The organism is Aquamicrobium zhengzhouense (genome assembly GCF_016124105.1).
GTDB classification, from domain to species: Bacteria; Pseudomonadota; Alphaproteobacteria; order Rhizobiales; family Rhizobiaceae; genus Aerobium; species Aerobium zhengzhouense.
This window is the reverse complement of record NZ_JADGMQ010000003.1, coordinates 131,100-148,867: the sequence shown is the minus strand read 5'-3', so window position 1 is coordinate 148,867 and position 17,768 is coordinate 131,100. Positions and strand designations below refer to the sequence as shown.

Genomic DNA, 17,768 nt, shown 5'->3' with positions numbered 1-17,768 from the left:
CTAAGCTAATGTGTATACACAAGAAATACGCTCGATCCGCTTTAGATAGGATGGAAATGCGTCCTGTGTACTGATGGTCCCACATAGTTCCCCACAGGGTTCCGTTACGTTACTCATTAAATTTCAGCCTCCCCCCTCTTGGCGGGAAAATGAACCGTGTATACAGTCGGTACTGAGAGCAGACGGGGGCATTGGATCGTCTGCAGTTCAACAACCTAGGGAGGTCTTGAATGTTGACTCATCGCATTACGGCTGCGCTCGGCCTGGCACTCGCCATGTCGACCTCAGCTCTGGCACAGGAAACGGTGAAGATCGGTGTGATCCTGCCGTACTCGGGCCCGTTCGCTGACGCGGCTAACCAGCTGCAGGCTGGTATCGATCTCTACATTGCAAAGCACGGCGACACCGTTGCCGGAAAGAAGATCGAGCTTATCAAGAAGGACACCGGCGGCCCTGCTGCTGACGTAGCCCAGCGCATGGCGCAGGAGCTGGTCGTTCGTGACGGCGCCGACATCATCGCTGGCTTCGCACTTACGCCTGAGGCACTCGGTGCGGCCCCGGTCGCTGACGAAGCCCAGAAGCTCATGGTCGTCATGAATGCTGCGACCTCGATGGTCACCGAGCAGTCGGATTACATCGTCCGCACGTCCGTGACGATCCCGCAGGTCAACTATGCGCTCGGCAAGTGGGCCCACGAGAACGGCGTCAAGCAGGCTTACACGCTAGTATCGGACTACGGTCCGGGCCACGACGCTGAGAAGTCGTTCGCTGCAGGCTTCACCGAAGCAGGCGGCACGATGCTCGGCTCTGACCGCACCCCGGTCGCGAATCCGGATTTTTCGGCCTTTGTTCAGCGCGTCAAGGATGCCAATCCTGAAGCAGTTTACATCTTCGTTCCGGGCGGCGCGCAGCCGGCAGCAATCGGCAAGGCTCTTGCCGATCGTGGCCTGAACCCGCCGGCAACACAGGTCTTCGCGCAGGGCGAACTGACCCATCCGGAAGCTCTTGAGAGCATGGGCGAAACCGCTCGCGGCATCATCACCACGTTCCATTACACGCTTGAGCGTGACGATCCGCTGAACAAGGAGTTTGTCGAGGGCTACACCGCTGCCAACAACGGCCGCGAGCCTGATCTGTTTTCCATCGGCGGTTACGATGGAATGCACCTTATCTATGAGGCGCTGAAGAAGACCAATGGTGATGCCTCGGGCGATGCACTGCTCGAAGCTGCCAAGGGCATGTCCTGGGACAGCCCGCGCGGTCCGATGTCAATCGACCCGGAGACCCGCGACGTGGTCCAGACCGTCTACATCCGCGAAGTGCAGGAAGTTGACGGCAAGCTCCAGAACGTCGTGATCCACGAGATCGCGAACGTTAAGGACCCGCTTCACTAATACGCTGCTGGCAGACGTATCTGCCGGTTTTTCTACAACCACCGAGGTCCGGGAAGGTATGTCTTTCCGGACCTCGGCAATCAAACGCCGCGAAAACAAGACGCGCTAACGGGTCGACATGAGCAGTTTGATCATAGTTCTGTTCGACGGCTTTGCTTTCGGGATGCTTCTGTTCGTCCTGTCAGTGGGGCTTTCGGTGACCCTGGGCCTGATGAATTTCATCAACCTCGCCCATGGGGCTTTTGGCATGCTGGGCGGCTACGTCGCCGTCACGGTCATGCGCCAACTCGGTTTCCCTTTTCTTCTGGCTCTTCCCGCCGCCTTTCTTGCCGCTGCAATTGTCAGCGTGCTGTTTGAAAGGTTGCTTTTCCGGCGCCTCTATGGCGCGGCGGAGCTGAACCAGGTTCTCTTCACGATCGGTGTGGTGTTTGTCGCCTCATCCGTAGCGACCTATCTATTCGGAACGGTACAGCAGGTTCTGATTCTGCCGGATTGGCTTCGTGGGTCGGTCGAACTGTTCGGGATGCGATTCGGCGTCTATCGGATCTTCCTCATTGCAGTGGCCCTCGTCGTCACAGCTGTTCTGGTCTTCGGGCTCGAGCGCACGCGTCTTGGGGCACAGATCCGCGCGGCTGTCGACAATCAGCGCGCGGCCAAGGGGCTTGGCCTCGATGTCGAAAAGATCTTTGGCATCACCTTCGCGCTCGGCAGCGGCCTTGCCGGTCTCGGTGGAGCACTCGCTGTCGAGATCGTCGGTCTCGACCCCTCATTTGGCTTCCACTTCCTCGTCTATGTCTTGATCGTCGTCTCTGTTGGCGGTCTCGGATCGATCACCGGCTCGTTTGTAGGTGCAGCGCTCCTTGGCATTGGCGACGTCGCTGGAAAATATTTCTGGCCGGAGATCGGCTCGTTCCTGATCTATCTGCTGCTGGTGGCGATCCTTTTCGTCCGCCCGCTCGGCCTGTTCGGAAAGCGGTGACCCGGACATGACTAATTCAACACTTACACAGGCAACTGCACGCGATTGGCTTCGCCGCCAGAGCCGTTGGTCTCTGCCCGAGATCATTTTCTGGCCCCTGCTGCTGCTGCCATTCGTCCTGTTCCCGACCTATCTGCCGTTGGCGAACCAAATTGCGATTGCAGCTCTGTTCGCGCTCTCGGTGGACCTGATCCTCGGCTATGCGGGCATCATCACGCTGGGCCACGCCATGTTCTTCGGTCTGGGCGCCTACTGCGCGGCCCTGCTGGGCAAGAACGGCTGGGGCGAGCCTCTGACGGGGCTTCTGATTGCAGGCGCATTCGCCGGCTTCATCGGCTTCGTCGCCAGCTTCATCATCGTGCGGGTGCAGCACCTTGCACTGCTGATGATCACGCTGGGTCTCGGCTTCCTGACGCTCGAGCTCGCCAACAGCCTTGGCTGGCTCACCGGCGGCGCCGACGGCCTGCGAGTGCCCCGCACATGGCCAATCTTCAATTATTTCCGCTTCGACCTGTGGGGATATACGGCCTACGGCTATTCGCTCGCGGTCCTGTTCGTCTGCTTCCTGCTCAGCCGCAGGCTGGTGAACTCGTCGTTCGGCCTCGCATTGCGTGGTGTGCGTGAGAACTCGACGCGCATGCCGGCGATCGGTTCCGCCTATAAGTCGCATCAGCAGATCATCTACACGATTTCTGCTGCTATGGCCGGTCTGGCTGGTGCGCTTCTCGCTCAGACCACCAGCACCGTTGCGCTTGAGGTTCTGAGCTTCAACCGCTCGGCGGACGTTGTGGTCATGCTGATTCTCGGTGGCACGGGCCGTCTCTACGGCGCGATCATCGGTGCGATCATCTTCCTCGTGGCCCGCGACCAGCTCGCCGGCATCAACCCGCAATATTGGTATTTCTGGATCGGCCTTTTGCTGATGGTAGTCGTTCTGTTTATGCCCAAGGGCATTCTCGGCTTCATTAGCCGCCTGGCCGGAAAGCGCGACTGATGGCTGGAAACAAACCTATTGTTCTGCAGACCGAGGCGTTGACGAAGAATTTCGGCGCGCTGCAGGTCACACGCAGCGTATCGCTCAATCTCCCTCACGGCTGCCGCCACGCCTTGATCGGCCCCAATGGTGCCGGCAAGACGACGCTGATCAACCTGATCACCGGACAGCTCAAGCCGGATTCCGGCCGGATCCTGCTCGGCGGCGAGGACATCACCAATGCCCCCGTCGCAGCACGGGTCCGCAAGGGGCTGACCCGAACCTTTCAGATCAACACGCTGTTTCCTGATCTGACACCGCTCGAGTCGGTCACGCTGGCAGTCTGTGAGCGAGAGAATGTTGCGGGCCAGTTCTGGCGCGGCCTGTCCTCCCAGCAGGCCGCCATCGATGAGGCGTTCGACATTCTCGAAAAGCTCCGGCTGGCGGATGTAGCAACGCGTAACACGCGTACCCTCGCCTATGGCCGTCAGCGTCTGCTGGAGATCGCATTGGCGCTCGCGACCAAGCCGAAGGTCCTGCTGCTTGACGAGCCGGCAGCAGGCGTGCCGAAGGACGAGAGCTCCATGCTCTTCGACGTCATCTCCTCGCTGCCTGAGGACATGTCGATTCTGTTCATCGAGCACGACATGGACATCGTCTTCCGATTCGCATCGCGAATCGTCGTTCTCGTGGCAGGCGGTGTCCTCGTCGAGGACACGCCGGATGGCGTGCGTACTGATGAGCGCGTACGTGAGGTTTATCTCGGGCAGGCACACAATGGCTGAGGCACTTCTAGAATTTCGCGACGTTCGCTCCGGCTACGGAGAGGCCGTCGTTCTCGACAATGTCAGCTTTTCTCTGCCGGAAGGGGGCAGCATGGCTGTCCTGGGTCGGAATGGGGTTGGTAAGACCACCCTCTTTCTGACGGCAATGGGCTTTGTGCGCGTGTCGCGCGGCAGCGTCTTCTACAAGGGGCAGGATATTTCCAAGGTCCCGTCCTACAAGCGCGCACGGCTGGGTGTGGGCTGGGTGCCGCAGGAGCGCGACATCTTCCCCTCCCTGACGGTGGAAGAGAATCTGATCGTCGCGGCACGTCCGGGCCGCTGGGAACTCAACAGCGTCTACGGCCTGTTCCCGCGCCTCAAAGAGCGACGCGCCAACATGGGCAATCAGCTATCGGGTGGCGAGCAGCAAATGCTGACCATTGCCCGGACGCTGATGACCAATCCTGGTGTTCTCCTGCTCGACGAGCCGTTTGAGGGGCTGGCACCGATCATCGTCGAGGAACTCACCGACGCAGTGCGGACCATGTCCGAGCGCGAAGGCATGGCATTGATGCTCGTTGAGCAGCACGCAGAAGTTGCTCTGCGTCTGACGAAGGATGCGATCATCATTGAGCGGGGCAGCATCGCACACAGCGCGACCTCTGCCGAGCTGCTTGAGGACCGCGATACGCTCGAGCGTTATCTCGGTTTGAAACTCGGTGCGGGATAAACCCAAGAAATTTCAATAAAATCGAAAAAAGGCCTTGCTTCCGCCGTGGCAAAAACCTAATGAAACCACGGCTCACAACGGCCTCGGAGTGTAGCGCAGCCTGGTAGCGCACCTGATTTGGGATCAGGGGGTCGCAGGTTCGAATCCTGCCACTCCGACCATCGATTACACGAGGTTTCCATGTCCGCGCGTATCTACAGCCCTGCCAAGACCGCGATGCAGTCCGGCCAGGCGAAGACGGGTCATTGGGTTCTCGAGTTCGAGCCGGAACAGCCACGCAAGATCGATCCTCTCATGGGTTACACCACCTCAGGTGACATGAGGAGCCAGATCCGGCTGACTTTCCAGACGAAGGAAGAAGCGATCGCATACGCGCAGCGTAACGGTCTTGCCTTCCGTGTTCAGGAACCGAAGGAACCCCGCCGTCGCCAAATGGCATATGCGGAAAACTTCCGCTATGATCGCAAGATGCCCTGGACCCACTAGGTCCCGGGCCGCTTGCTCAGGGGGTCCCGTAGCTCAGCTGGATAGAGCACCGGCCTTCTAAGCCGATGGTCGCAGGTTCGAATCCTGCCGGGATCGCCATCAAATCAATTAGTTAGCGACAGCTTACGACAAAAGTTCCAAGTCGGTTTTTCGCCGAGTTCCAACTTTTGTTGCTGAGACGTTCTAACGCGCGTGCGCTCGATCCTCTCCGCGCGGCGTGTCATCCGTTACCAACAGGCTGATATCCCTACCCCCGCACGACTCGCATTTCAGGAGCGGCACAAGGTGGATCGATGTTCACTTTTCGTTAGAAGGTCCTCGCTACTACTACCTCACGAGCGGGGGCCTCGGGGGCCAGCATGATGCGATCCTTCTCAGCCGGATGAACCGGACCCATTAGTTCGTGTTTAAGGATTACGAGTAATGTCGAGCATCAACACCAATGCCGGCGCGATGACCGCGCTGCAGACCCTCAAGGCGACCAACAAGAACCTTGAAACCACCCAAGGCCGTATCTCCACCGGCGCCCGCGTGAGCGAAGCAGCTCACAACGCTGCCTACTGGTCGATCGCAACCACCATGCGTTCGGACAACAACGCCATGTCGACCGTCAAGGACGCACTCGGCCTCGGCGCAGCTCAGGTCGATATCGCTTACACCGCAATGGACGCGGTGAAGGACACGCTGGATACCATGAAGACCAAGCTGGTTGCCGCTCAGCAGCCGGATATCGACAAGGAAAAGATCCAGGAAGAGATCGCCCAGCTCCAGAACGATCTTCAGACCTACGCGAAGTCGGCAAATTTCTCGGGCGGTAACTGGCTAGACGTTGACAAGCAAGCAACCCAGAAGGTCGTCGCCTCGTTTACCCGTGACGCTGATGACAACATCGCGCTTGAAACCATTAACGTCGACACCTCAAAGACAGCGCTCTTCACCAAAGATCCGGCCGCAAAGGGGCTGCTGCAGAGCGGCATGACCCAGACCAAGACGCTCAACGCGGCTGTCCTACCAGGTACTACACCGACCAACGTTACTCCGGGTACCATTGCCGCCGCCCACACCATTACGGGCCTCGAGACTGCTAATGCCTTCGCCGAAGGCGACACCTTGTCGTTCGACGTCGCTGTGAATGGTGGATCAGCGGTTACAGTGACCGTCACTGCAGGTGCATCTGGCGCATTTGACCAAACTGCTTTCGAAGATGCTTTGGAATCTGCTGGCGTCACAGGCCTGACAGTGGGCTACGCGACTGGCACGCTTACACTTACTAAGGGCACCGACGCTGCTTCGCAGGTAGGAGATTCTGTCCTGATCAGCAACCTGCGTGGAACTGAAATTGACGAAGACACTACGGTGACCAATTTCAGCATCACAGATGCATCGGCTGCAAACCTTGCTCTTTACATGCAAGACATCGATGACATGCTCGGCAAGGTCACAACCGCCGCCTCCGACCTCGGCGCGATCAAGACCCGCATTGGCTCGCAGCAGGACTTTGTCGGCAAGATCATGGACGCTGTGGACCGCGGCGTCGGCCAGCTGGTTGACGCTGACATGGAGCAGGAGTCGAGCCGTCTGCAGGCTCTGCAGGTTCAGCAGCAGCTGGGCATTCAGGCTCTGTCGATCGCAAACTCCAACACCCAGAACATCCTGTCGCTGTTCCGTTAATCGAACCGCTCAGGCAACTGGATATGAGGGTCGCCTCCGGGCGGCCCCTTTTTTATTTTGCGAGATTTGCCAGCTTTGCAAATCGCTCAAGTGCGGCCTTATCCATTTCGGTCAGCGCCATTCTGAGCACTTCGCTGCGCATTTCAGGCAGCATGAACCAAGCGGCTCCGCCAAAACGACGATCCGGAGGAAATACCAGATATTCGTCCTTCGGACCTTTGATGAGCTTCACTTCAAAAAGCTTCAGCCCCCGCTCGAGCACCAAAGTGAAGGTTGCGAGAACTTCAAATCCCTTTGGGCTCACACCGCTTACAGCCTTCTTGAAATCTTCGATGTGCATGAAGGCGCTCCTTTTCCGTCATGATCCCATCAGAACCTTGCGTAGAAATGGAAAGCTGTCTGCCGTTGCAGTAAGCGGAACCTTTGCAGCCACTAGCGGTTCGCTCTTCGACGTCCCGGCAAGCTCCCCTCCCCACGGCCGGGGCGTTAAAAATGGCCATGGACAGGAAAGCCCTGCTTTTTCCCTTTTGGCAGGGCTTTCTGTCTCCGCCAACGCACGACACAGATGCGATCGAGGTTGTCGCTTTACGTTTCATCAACCCGCCGTGGGCAGCATGCCATTGCGGCAGCTGTCCTTGCTACCGTGGCCTCGCTTGCCTCCCCAATCCCGTTTTGGCCGGCGGAGCCAATTATCCGAATTGGCTAGAGCGCTCATCCTTGACGAAGTGAAGACCTGCGGCCAGCATCATCATGTGGTGCAACGAGCCAATGCGCCCCGGGGAAGGACTGCCCCCGCTCTGTAACGACCACGGAGCGGGGCTTTTTATGCGTGACGGCTTAAACGAACATCATCACCACAACGCCGCCAACCACGATCAGTACAAGTCCTCCGATAAGCATCGGTATCAGGCTGCTGGCCTTTTCATCGCGGGCGCTAGCTGCTTCGCTGGATATAATAAAGGGATCTTCGGGCATGACTGCACCTTCCGCGCTTCACGAGCACTATCCCCTAACGTAAGACACGCGCTTAGTTCTTCAACAAAGACTTTGATTCCTTCCTGCGCAACATCCCCGTCCTTGATCATGATTCCGACCACTCCGGCTATGGTGCCAAGGATCGCCTGGTGCTCCTGCCGGTCCGGCCTGAGATGAGTCACCTGCTTTAACGATTACGCAACCACGCTCGCGCACGATCAAGATGCGCGTCTCCTCACGCGCAGTAGAAGCCCCGCTACCCTCCGCAAAAGGCGCGGGTTTCTTTTGTAGGCGGCTTGCCCTCCCCTTGCTTCCATCGCACTATCGACGGCGGGAGGGCTCAGGAATGCTTGTTACGTTGTTGGCTGCCGCCGTTTTATCCTGCAGCAGCCTCGTCGCTGTCGACGGTGATACGATCCGCTGCGGGACTGAACGCATGCGCGACATGGGACCAGGCAGTCCAAACAAGTCAGGCTATGACGCTCCGGAGATAAGCCGAGCCAAATGCGCCAAAGAGCGTTTGCTGGGTGAGCAGGCCAAGATCCGTCTTCAAGAACTCCTCGACCAACGCGGCACCCGTGTAGAAGACAGCGGGAAGCGTGACCGCTACGGTCGACCGCTGGTAGTCGTCAAACTTGGAGACGGCACCACAGCTGGCGAGGTCCTTCTGCGTGAAGGATACGCCGTCCGCTGGAAGCCAGGCTATAAAGCGAGTTGGTGTGAATGACATGTTTCGGAAGGATTTCCAGTGAATAGACTGCTTGCAGATACGCTTTCGGCACTAAATGGCGTGCTCGCCATCGTTATAACGATCGCCGGCTTCTATTTCGGCTATCGTGCAGCAGGCTTTCCACTCGGAGGTGGGATTGGAGCACTAATCGGCTTTCTCGTTGCTGCGCTATGTTGTGGTTTGATCTCGTACCTGACGCTCATCGAGGGGCATCTTTCTCGGATCTCAATTGGTATGCATGGAGCTCCTGTACCAGCCTGCGAGCACGGCCTGCGACGCGTTGAGCCTCGGCTTTGAAGTTCGCCCTCAGCTTTTTCAGCACGATATTACACGTCTAGCATCATCGACTACGTAGGACTACACAGCAGCTGAACTGAGGAAACGGCGAGGCACGAGGCGTAATGCAGAGCGGTAAGAATGGCTAAAAAAACAAGGTCTGGGGTGTCGACGGAGCGTCGACACCCCAGCGATAGTGAACTTGGAATGCAGCTCGATCTTCCATTCGATGCTGTATTTGCACCGGGAGACAACCCAGCCCTGTGGTCGCCGCGCGAGATATGGGTGAAGCTCACTCAGCGCATGATGGAGGCATTCCCAGAAGATCGGAGGATCGACTACAAGAGCGGCACCTCTGTAAATATCGATGATCTCGCTACCTATATATCGATGTTCTCAAATGTGCCTGAAGGCGGAGTGATAGTTTTTGGGGCAGATAGCAAGGGCATTGCACACGGCTGCTCAAAGCTCCCAGCACCGCTGCTCAATGGCATAGAGCGGTGCCATATACAGAGGTGCCCGCAGGCCAAGCCCGAATTCAAGCGCATCCCAGTGATTGTCAACGGCGAACAGGATTTTTGCATCGCCATCTACATCCCCTACGTTGCGAAACTGGTCGAGACGAACAAAGGGGATGCATTTACGCGATATGGCGACAGCAAGCACAAGATGACCGATGAGGAGAAGCGGGATTTTCGCTCAACCCGCGGGGAACTGTCGTTCGAGATGGATGTCGCGAACTACGCGTTTCCGGACGAGTTCGACCTTCGCATTATCCAAGACTTTTGTGACTCGTTCCGCACGAAAGAAAGCAGGCAAGGGTGGAGTAATACAGAAGTTCTTCTTGATCGCCATCTGCTGCGCGAGGAAGACGAAAAGCTGCGCCCGACCAACGCGCTGGTTCTTCTCGCTGCGAAAGACCCACGGAAGACCATTCCGGGCTGCCGCGTTCGCGTTCAGCGTTTCGCTACTGATCAAGAAGGGGTCGGGTCGAGTTATAACCCTATCCGCGACCGGTTTGTTGAAGGCAACGTTATCAATATTATAAATGGCGTCTCGGACGCAATCCAGGAGCTGAACTACAATGTAACTTGGCTGAACTCAGAGGGTAAGTTCGTTACTACAACCGAGTATCCTCGATGGGCGTGGCTCGAGGCTTTAGTAAATGCTTGCGTTCACCGATCCTACAGCTTCAGCGGCTCCGAGATCACGGTGAAGTTTTTCCCTGAGCGCCTTGAGATCGAGAGTCCAGGAGGGTTCGTACCCCCGGTGAACGAGACAACGATCTACCACACACGCGCCGCGCGCAATCATCACTTCATGGATGCGATGCGCGTCTTGGGATATGTGCAGATGGCGAGAGAGGGTACGCGTCGCATCCTCCAGAGCATGAAGGATTGGGGCCTCCCCGACCCGATCTTCAAGCAAGAGGCTGTCCACGGCGTTCTCGTGAGGGTCACCCTAATGAACGATCACGAGAGCCGTAAGCGCGCGACCGACGCCGATGTTGCCAGCCATTTCGGTGTAGCGCTCTGGAGACGGCTCCAAGAGCACGAAATTAAAATTGCCGCCTACACCTTTCGAAACGGCAAGATTCAGGTTACCGAAGCGCAAAGGCTAACAGGCCGAACTTGGGCTACTAGCAAAAAGGATCTCGAGCGTTTGCGTCGCAACGGAGTTTTAGATTTTGTTGCGGGAGCTTACAGCCGAGATGCAAAAGCGCACTACATCCTCTCGAAGAAATCGCGGTCGGATGGCGCATAATTCTTTATCGGCCGCTCCGGCGGGGTTTCTTTTTGCCTCACGGCGCAGCAAACCCACCCTTGATCATGAACCCGACGATCCCCGCTATAATGCCAAGGATGATCGCCCAGTTGATCCGGGACAGTGCGTTTTTGATCTCGCCTACCGAGCTTTCGAGGCCGGAGAAGCGCGCATCGATCCGAGCCTCCATGGCATTCCATTTCTCGTCATGCCTGGCAGAATCGATGTCCCGCTGACGCTGCCACGCCTCTAGGGCAGATAGCCGTTGTTCTTTTGCCGCTGACGCGTGTTCCAACGTCACGACCCGAGCACGCAGGTCACCGTCCATCTCGTTTGCCTTATCCGTCACGTATCAGCCCCTTCGTGAACGCCCGTGGATGGTTTCAGTTCGCTACCAGCAGCCGCGCTGTGTACCGAACCCGTTGTGAGACGCGACCTCTTCCGCGAAGGGCCGGTCATGCTCAATGATGAACGCGCGCGTCTCGGAAGACGGGCTCAGCTTGCGCCAGCCATCGCACTCACTGGCAGGTACGCTCGTCTGACACCCAGACGCCACCAAGAGCCCGGCAAAGGCTACCGCTGTCCATGCTGCGTGTTTGGTCATCGATGGCGCTCCTTTCGCGCAGGATCTCGACGGAGGTAGTGAGAGCCGCAGTTCGCTCGGCATTGCGGCCTGCCTGATAGGCTGCAGTGACTGCCCAGACGGCAATCAGCGTCGCTATGACAATACCCGCCACCATTACCCCGGTGCGGGAAAACAGAAGGGTCAGCATCACGCCAGCCCCTCGCGGATCTCCTTAACCCCGGCGATGATCTGCCGGCGCATCAGGAAGATGACGACAAGGAAGACGAGGACCACGCCACCGATCGCGACAATCGCTTGCCAATCCATGCCAGCCAGCCAGCCAAGGCCGAGAGCACCGGACGAGAAGAGACCAGTGATCCAGGACCACAGCCCGGTCTTCTGCTTGACCTCGTTCTCAACCGACACCGGGACCGTGGGCTTATCGACCGGAACCGAAACTTCTCGCACCACCTCTTTGACATCGGCTGGATGGCCCACCATCAGCTGGGCGGTCTTGCGCACATCCTCAACCCGGCGCGACCAGCCCTTGCCGAAGGTCTCCCACATCAGCTTGCCCTTGTTCTTGATGCGCTTGAGGAAGGCGAGCCGGTCGTCACAAAGCGCATCGATCACATCGCGCGCATTCGCCTTCTCGGCCGCGGCAATTGTTTGAGGCCCAACCCGACCGTCCTGCGCCACACCGAGAACCGCCTGCAGATACTTGGCCGCGCGAGCCGGTCCACTGTTCACCGCAAAGTCAAAGACCGCGTAGTCGATCCCAGAAGGCAGAGCCTGTGCATTCACCGCCGACCAATAGTGCCGGTAATAGACGGTCGCGACCTGCGCATCGGTGATGGCCTTGAGATCCTCAACCGTTCCGTTCGGCTTCACATAGGCGCGAAACGACGCCAGCGTCACGCCCTTGTTCGTTGCGCCACCCGGATCTGCCGGATGGTTCACGAAGCCACCTTCGTGTTTGAGGACGAGCGGAAGCGCCCGCTGAAAGTTGCGGTCCATGTCTTCTCCTTCCGCCGTTGCCGGTCGGTGCAGGTTGATGAGATGAGAGGGGTAGTTAGTAGAGGCCACCTCGGCCTTCTGAGATCGCGTCAGCCGCGCCCGGTGAGATAGCCGCCATGTCTGAATAGCTGGGGCCATCGCCGGAATAGTGGTAGATCGTATCGAAGTTTGGTGCGTCGGGGAAAGCCAGGCCCGGCGTGTAGTTCTGAGCCATCAGGCGGTTGAACTCCGCAATGCCGAGAGGCGCGATAGGATCAGGCGCACGAGCACCGAACTTATCGACTGCCATGTGCCGACCCACCGCTGACCCGACTAGTGCGCCAACCGGGCCAAGCAGTGCGCCACCAAGCGCGCCGCCGGCAAAGCCACCAAGGCCTCCAACCGCTGTGTTTTGGACGTTCGCCGGGGAGAAGATGCCGCCATCCCCGAAGATCCCGCCCGTTCGCGGAGCCGAGGAAATGTGATCGGGCATTGGCGCGTAGTTGTGAACCGATGGCGATTGAACCGGAGCCGAAGGCTGCACCGCATTGGCGACGATCTGCGTTGCGAGGTTATCAGGCCGCGCAGTGGGTGTAGGGCCAAGGGCCGGAGTGGAGGCGTAGGCCGGGACCGATGCGGCATGAACGGGAGCCGCTTGAGCGATCGGCGTCTGAGCCGCTGCCGCAAATGCCTGAGCCGGTGCGCGCTCTGCTTGATACGCTGCAAGCGCGGCCATTGACGCATCCTGAGCCGAACGTGCCGAAGGTGCGCCAACCGCATGGGCCTGCGCTACCCGGTTGTCTGCTATCTGAGGAGCGACGCTCGGGACGGAATGAGCCTGCGCCACGCGCGCATCTGCTACGCCGGCTAGCTGGGGCACTGAGACTGAGTGCGCCTGGTTGATCCGGTCATCGATGTTGAACGCCTCACGCGCCGTCTGAGGGGCTGCGGATGGTGCGTTGAATGCCGGAGCGTAAGCATTGGCCTGTACGGCTGGCTGAGCGACGTCGATACGCGGGGCTGAGGAAAGGTCCAGCGACGGGATCATTGCCGATTGCACCGGTGCAGCGGCCATGCTGATCAGCGGCGTCTCCTGTGACCGGTTGAGTGCGGCCATGGACTGTTCCTGTGCAGCGCGTGCCGGTGCGCCGGAATGGGCAATGGTGGGCACGTTGCTTGTTCGAGGGCTTGGCGTCGGCACCGAACGGTTCTGCGCAAAGTCGATGACGTTCGATGGGTTGATGTGCCGGCCCTGCGCGTCCATCATTTCAAAATGGAGGTGGGGAGCTTGGCTCTTGCCGGTCGAACCCACTGTGCCAATTGGAGACCCCTGCCCGATCCGAGTACCGACAGCGATATTCGGGTTCACGTCCTGCAGGTGCGCATAGCGTGAGACAGTCCCGTCATCGTGCCGGACCGAGACCATGTTACCATAACCGCCGCGTGGGCCCGCATGGGTGATGACGCCAGCGGCAACAGCTTGAGCCGGATATCCGACCTGACCGCGACCATGGCCAGCCGTCAGATCAATACCACGGTGATTGGATGAGCCGCGCCCTTGTGGGGTTTGCGGCGCGTTGCGAGGGCCGAAATTGCTGACAACTCGGTCGCCTAGTGGGCCAAGCGGGCTAACATAGCCTTCGCGCGGCTCTGCCAATGGTGCGGGTTGAGCAGCAGCCACTACAGCATCCCGCATCGCATCGGCACGTGCTACTGGTGTTGGTGCATTTACCGTACGGCTCTCGAAAAAGCCCTGATATGCGGCTTGAGCAGCCTCTTGGCGGCGGTCCATGTGAGGCGTCCCCGCGCGCTCATAATGCCTCGCGAATGCCTCGGTAGCCTGCTCGATTGTCGGCGCTGAGAAGATATCGTCACGCTTACGGGACGCGATGGGGTCGGCGTACCGGGAGCCAGGCGTTAGCTCCAGCGCCATGAAATCAAGTTGCGTCGGGATGCTCGGCACCTTTTCACCGCGAGACGCTGCAAAGCGGTTCAGGTTTTCAAGCCGCCCATCGCGCCACTGACCGAGAAAAGCAGCCTTGCCGTTGTCGCCCCTTTTCTCACCAGAAAGGACCTTGGGCGAGAACCCGCCAGTCTCGACCGAGAAGTTTCCGGCAATCGCCGCAGCCACGTGCAGCGGGGCACCGCGATCTGCCAGGTAAGAAACAATCGCATCGCGAACTGCTGCGCTCATGGTGATCCTCAAAGAAAAAGCCGCCCTGAGATGGAGCGGCTTGCGGAATTTGAATTTGTGGTGTGACGAGGCCTAGTGCTTCGACGCGAAGGTCCTAAGCGTAGCTCTCAGTGCCCATTGCCCGCCGTATCCCTAGGTGGCAGAGTAAGCCTTTGCTTGGGAGGGGTGGATGAAGTGGGTTGGGGTAGCGATGTTGCTCGCGCTTGGTGGCTGCTTCGACAGTAAGCCCAAGCACTACTTCGTCCTCTGCGAAGAAAGAGACCGCAACGGCTGGCGCTTGATTGATTTCGTCAAGAAAGACGGGTACTTGATTTCTTGCACGTATCAGTCGCCCGACATGAGCGGCATTTATACATCCCGGTGTGACGATAACGGCTGCGGGGTCAAGTAATCCAACCCGAGATGGAGAAACCGCTCATGCGCATTGCTGTTCTTATCGCCGCGACGCTCTTTTCAACAGCCGCCAGCGCTATGTGCGTTGGCACGAGTTCTTTCCAAAATTGCACCGACACAAGCGGGAATAGCTATACGGTCAATCGTTTCGGCAACAACACCATGGTCCAAGGCCACAATTCCCGAACCGGCTCCAATTGGTCGCAGAATTCAACGACCTTTGGCAACACGACCATGCACCAAGGGCAGACTAACGGTCAGTCTTGGAACATGAACCAGTACAACATGGGAAACACTCAGCTTTACCAAGGCACTGACTCCCGAGGCCGCTCGTTCAGCCACACGTGCATTAACGGGTTCTGCAATTGAGCAGCCGGGAGCACGAACCGCCCACCATCGAGCCCAACCCGCATGACCAAGACGGGGACGCGAAACCAAGCCGCAGCGGCAAATTTGTATCCGGCCTGATCGCTGCGACCGGCGTTGCTATTGCGATTGCAGTGACCCGGGGATCTTACGGTGAGCTGTCCCTCACCGAGGGGATATCTGCAACCGCGTTCGGAATCGTCGGCGGGATCGCTTTGATTCTCCTGTCGGACTTGATCTTGAAAGCCTGGGGATGTCTCTTCGGGAAGAAAGAACGCTAGGTCCCGCCAAGATCATCTTGGCGGCTGCCAACCATGCCGCCAGCTCGGACGGGAATAGCGAGCGCATCCCCGATTACTTCAAGAGCCTGCATGTATTTCGGGTTTTGACGTGCTACCAATACCGCATGCTTGAGCGCGTTTGGATCATCCTTGGTCAGGAGGTCCGCCATGCGCTTCATAACCTGATTATCGGCTTTAGTGAGTGCGGCGCGACCGCCCTTAACGGCGAGCGCGCCCATGGCGGCGCCGGAAAGATCGCCGGTCATATAGCCGCCGCCCATTGCGCCGAGTCCGAGCTCGACAAGCTGTCGTGCCGTAGTGGAATTCCCCATTGCCCCCCGGAGACGGTCAGCAATGTCTTCCACCCGAATGTACGCCTCGAGCTCCTTCGCCTTCTGAGGGCCAAAGACCATCTCGATTGATTCTCGCGAAGCTTGGTTCTTAAAGACCGAGTTAATGACGTTGCTGCGGTCGCCAACTGTCTTGATGCGATCGATTAGCTCGGAAGCGTATCCTGCTTGGAAGCCTGCCCGTTCGGTCTTGTTGAACTTCGAGAATGCAGCCCGCGCCTCCGGGATCGAGCGCGGAGAGTTGGCGAACTTTCGTCCCGCTTCGAGGGCGTCTTCTGCATCAAAGAAAGAGGCTGCTCCTTGTCGTGCGGAACGATATGCCGGGACTGCATCATCAAGAAGCGAGACCAGTTGCGACTTGAGGGACATCAGGTCTGACGCGTAAGTATTGTCGCCTGACCGCTGCGCCTTGCCGATCATGCTGTCGAGGTTGCGCTTCGCCTGATCCCAGAATTGCAGATTAGGACGCGCGCTTGTTCCGTCCGAGTTCTGGCGAAGCATCACTCGACCCGTGGCCTCATCGAAGGCGAACGGATTGCGGACAGGCGTAAAGCCTTCTGTGGCAGCGCGGTTCGCTCCGCGTGTTGTGGCCTGACGTGCTGCCGACTGCATTGCCGGAGCCTGCATCAGCTGCTCAAACCCCTCGTGCCACATGTTCTGTGCGGCGGGTGTTGAGAACGCCTTGTTATACGCTGGACGATTGACGGCGCGGGCCGTGTCGCGAATCAGCTGCTGAAACTGTAGGTCATCAGCGTTGCCGCCAGAGATGCGTTTAACGAACTCGACTGCACGAGCCCCCTGCCCTGCAAAGCGATCGCTTGCGACATTCTCGATAGCGCCGCGTGCTTCCGGCGATTGATTGGCAACGGAACGAGCAACGGCGCGGGTTGTCTCCCCACCACGGTCCACATTCAGGAGCGGAATGTTGTTCTGCCTGGCAATTGCCTCATCGGCTCCGGTCAATACCGAGGTCGGGCTCGCGGTAATATCGCGCTCGACAGCCGTCCCTACGCGCCGTGACGCTTCCCGGGCGGGGTCTCGTACGGCGTTGATGATAGGAGCTGCTTTATCGCCAGCGGCTCGCCAAAGAGCGCTGCCAACGTGGCCCACACCGGGGACCGCTGCCCCAATGCCGCCCCCAACCAATGCGCTATTGCCAACATCACCGATATCGCCGCCACGCACTGCAGTATCCGCGCCAGCGATAGTGGCATTCGTCAAGCCGCTTGCAAACATGCGCTGCGGTACACTGCCGGTCAGGCCGAACGCTTGCGAACCAACGCGGCTCTGTGGGATGCCGCGCAAAGTTAAGATGGTGCCTGCGACATTGCCCGCGAGCGCATACCCGGGGTGTTCTTCCATGACCTCTTCTTGGCGCTCACGCATCTTGCCGTAGCGCTCTGAAAAGCTGTCGTCCGCGAATGGCGCGGTCAGTCCTGCAGCGATTCCAGCAGAAGCTGATTTGAGAGCAGGACCGATAACAGGCAGATCGGCCGCGCCCGTGGCGAATGCTCCCGCGCGTTCATTCCAACCGCTTTCGAGCTGAGCCACCTCGCCAGTCTTGGGGTCATAGCCCTCAACACCGGGAGGCGAGTATTCCGGCACGCCGTGCGGCTGATTGGTAGCAGGATCGACCTTCTGACCAACCGTCTGCATGAGGTTGGCCCAAGGATCATCCTCACCGATTGGCGCGTTTCGCAGGCTGTCGAGGATAGGATCATCGTCGGTGCCGCTAAAGGCCGCGCCCATCTCGCGCGCAATTTCCTCCACCGTTGCTTGCTGATCTTCCGGCGAAAGCGAGCGGAAGCTGTCATCGACGCGGACGCGCCGACCGTTGATGTTGAGGACTGTCATGACTCGACTCGCCGCAAGAAAGATTCA

At 58.8% G+C, this 17,768-nt stretch carries 18 protein-coding genes and 2 tRNA genes; 13 read left to right on the top strand and 7 right to left on the bottom strand.

The features are described from left to right. Window positions 1-230: 230 nt before the first annotated feature. The 9 genes from IOD40_RS06880 to IOD40_RS06840 all read left to right on the top strand — a co-directional run bounded on the left by IOD40_RS06880 (window position 231) and on the right by IOD40_RS06840 (window position 6,997). Window positions 231-1,394, top strand: a complete 1,164-nt coding sequence (locus IOD40_RS06880; RefSeq protein WP_198475695.1) for an ABC transporter substrate-binding protein — start codon at window positions 231-233, stop codon at window positions 1,392-1,394. A 127-nt stretch (window positions 1,395-1,521) separates the two neighbouring features. Next, the gene (locus IOD40_RS06875; protein ID WP_198475958.1) at window positions 1,522-2,373 is read left to right on the top strand and encodes a branched-chain amino acid ABC transporter permease; all 852 of its coding nucleotides are present in this window, start codon (window positions 1,522-1,524) and stop codon (window positions 2,371-2,373) included. A gap of 7 nt (window positions 2,374-2,380) precedes the next feature. Further along, window positions 2,381-3,367: a branched-chain amino acid ABC transporter permease gene (locus IOD40_RS06870; RefSeq protein ID WP_198475693.1), complete on the top strand. Its 987-nt coding sequence runs from the start codon at window positions 2,381-2,383 to the stop codon at window positions 3,365-3,367. Then, window positions 3,367-4,131: an ABC transporter ATP-binding protein gene (locus tag IOD40_RS06865; protein WP_198475691.1), complete on the top strand. Its 765-nt coding sequence runs from the start codon at window positions 3,367-3,369 to the stop codon at window positions 4,129-4,131. Before IOD40_RS06870 ends, IOD40_RS06865 begins: the two co-directional genes overlap by 1 nt. After that, complete coding sequence (locus IOD40_RS06860) at window positions 4,124-4,840, top strand: ABC transporter ATP-binding protein (RefSeq protein ID WP_198475689.1); 717 nt, start codon at window positions 4,124-4,126, stop codon at window positions 4,838-4,840. The genes IOD40_RS06865 and IOD40_RS06860 overlap by 8 nt, the downstream gene beginning before the upstream one ends. Window positions 4,841-4,924: 84 nt before the next feature. Continuing rightward, window positions 4,925-5,001 (top strand) — tRNA-Pro (locus IOD40_RS06855). Between the two features lie 19 nt (window positions 5,002-5,020). Further along, window positions 5,021-5,326, top strand: coding sequence for an ETC complex I subunit (locus IOD40_RS06850; RefSeq protein ID WP_198475688.1), 306 nt, complete (start codon window positions 5,021-5,023; stop codon window positions 5,324-5,326). 22 nt (window positions 5,327-5,348) lie between these two features. Further along, window positions 5,349-5,425 (top strand) — tRNA-Arg (locus IOD40_RS06845). Window positions 5,426-5,749: 324 nt separating this feature from the next. Continuing rightward, entirely contained in the window at window positions 5,750-6,997 is a 1,248-nt protein-coding gene (locus tag IOD40_RS06840) for a flagellin N-terminal helical domain-containing protein (protein WP_198475686.1), read from the top strand. Between the two features lie 52 nt (window positions 6,998-7,049). Here the strand turns inward: IOD40_RS06840 and IOD40_RS06835 are convergent, their stop codons facing one another. After that, the gene (locus tag IOD40_RS06835) at window positions 7,050-7,337 is read right to left on the bottom strand and encodes a hypothetical protein (RefSeq protein ID WP_198475684.1); all 288 of its coding nucleotides are present in this window, start codon (window positions 7,335-7,337) and stop codon (window positions 7,050-7,052) included. A gap of 497 nt (window positions 7,338-7,834) precedes the next feature. Beyond that, on the bottom strand, window positions 7,835-7,972 hold the full coding sequence (locus IOD40_RS06830) for a hypothetical protein (protein ID WP_198475682.1): 138 nt from the start codon (window positions 7,970-7,972) through the stop codon (window positions 7,835-7,837). A 223-nt stretch (window positions 7,973-8,195) separates the two neighbouring features. Here IOD40_RS06830 and IOD40_RS20305 point away from each other — a divergent pair, with 223 nt between their 5' ends. The 3 genes from IOD40_RS20305 to IOD40_RS06815 all read left to right on the top strand — a co-directional run bounded on the left by IOD40_RS20305 (window position 8,196) and on the right by IOD40_RS06815 (window position 10,742). After that, window positions 8,196-8,699, top strand: a complete 504-nt coding sequence (locus IOD40_RS20305; protein WP_325099676.1) for a thermonuclease family protein — start codon at window positions 8,196-8,198, stop codon at window positions 8,697-8,699. 21 nt (window positions 8,700-8,720) lie between these two features. Further along, the gene (locus IOD40_RS06820) at window positions 8,721-8,999 is read left to right on the top strand and encodes a hypothetical protein (protein WP_198475678.1); all 279 of its coding nucleotides are present in this window, start codon (window positions 8,721-8,723) and stop codon (window positions 8,997-8,999) included. A gap of 186 nt (window positions 9,000-9,185) precedes the next feature. After that, window positions 9,186-10,742 carry an ATP-binding protein gene (locus tag IOD40_RS06815; RefSeq protein ID WP_198475676.1) on the top strand — a complete coding sequence of 519 codons (1,557 nt, stop codon included), beginning with the start codon at window positions 9,186-9,188 and terminating at the stop codon, window positions 10,740-10,742. A gap of 37 nt (window positions 10,743-10,779) precedes the next feature. On the opposite strand, the gene IOD40_RS06810 is transcribed toward IOD40_RS06815, so the two are convergent. The 4 genes from IOD40_RS06810 to IOD40_RS06795 all read right to left on the bottom strand — a co-directional run bounded on the left by IOD40_RS06810 (window position 10,780) and on the right by IOD40_RS06795 (window position 14,497). Continuing rightward, window positions 10,780-11,091, bottom strand: coding sequence for a hypothetical protein (locus tag IOD40_RS06810; RefSeq protein ID WP_198475674.1), 312 nt, complete (start codon window positions 11,089-11,091; stop codon window positions 10,780-10,782). A 169-nt stretch (window positions 11,092-11,260) separates the two neighbouring features. After that, window positions 11,261-11,515 carry a hypothetical protein gene (locus IOD40_RS06805; protein WP_198475672.1) on the bottom strand — a complete coding sequence of 85 codons (255 nt, stop codon included), beginning with the start codon at window positions 11,513-11,515 and terminating at the stop codon, window positions 11,261-11,263. Next, a complete protein-coding gene (locus tag IOD40_RS06800; RefSeq protein WP_198475670.1) occupies window positions 11,515-12,324 on the bottom strand; it encodes a glycoside hydrolase family 108 protein in 810 nt (269 codons plus the stop codon). Before IOD40_RS06800 ends, IOD40_RS06805 begins: the two co-directional genes overlap by 1 nt. Before the next feature lie 55 nt (window positions 12,325-12,379). Then, window positions 12,380-14,497: a M23 family metallopeptidase gene (locus IOD40_RS06795; protein ID WP_198475668.1), complete on the bottom strand. Its 2,118-nt coding sequence runs from the start codon at window positions 14,495-14,497 to the stop codon at window positions 12,380-12,382. Between the two features lie 169 nt (window positions 14,498-14,666). Here IOD40_RS06795 and IOD40_RS06790 point away from each other — a divergent pair, with 169 nt between their 5' ends. After that, window positions 14,667-14,888: a hypothetical protein gene (locus IOD40_RS06790; protein WP_198475666.1), complete on the top strand. Its 222-nt coding sequence runs from the start codon at window positions 14,667-14,669 to the stop codon at window positions 14,886-14,888. 645 nt (window positions 14,889-15,533) lie between these two features. Here IOD40_RS06790 and IOD40_RS06785 read toward each other — a convergent pair. Then, window positions 15,534-17,741 (bottom strand): hypothetical protein, encoded by a 2,208-nt coding sequence (locus IOD40_RS06785; RefSeq protein ID WP_198475664.1) that lies wholly within the window; start codon window positions 17,739-17,741, stop codon window positions 15,534-15,536. Window positions 17,742-17,768: the final 27 nt, after the last annotated feature.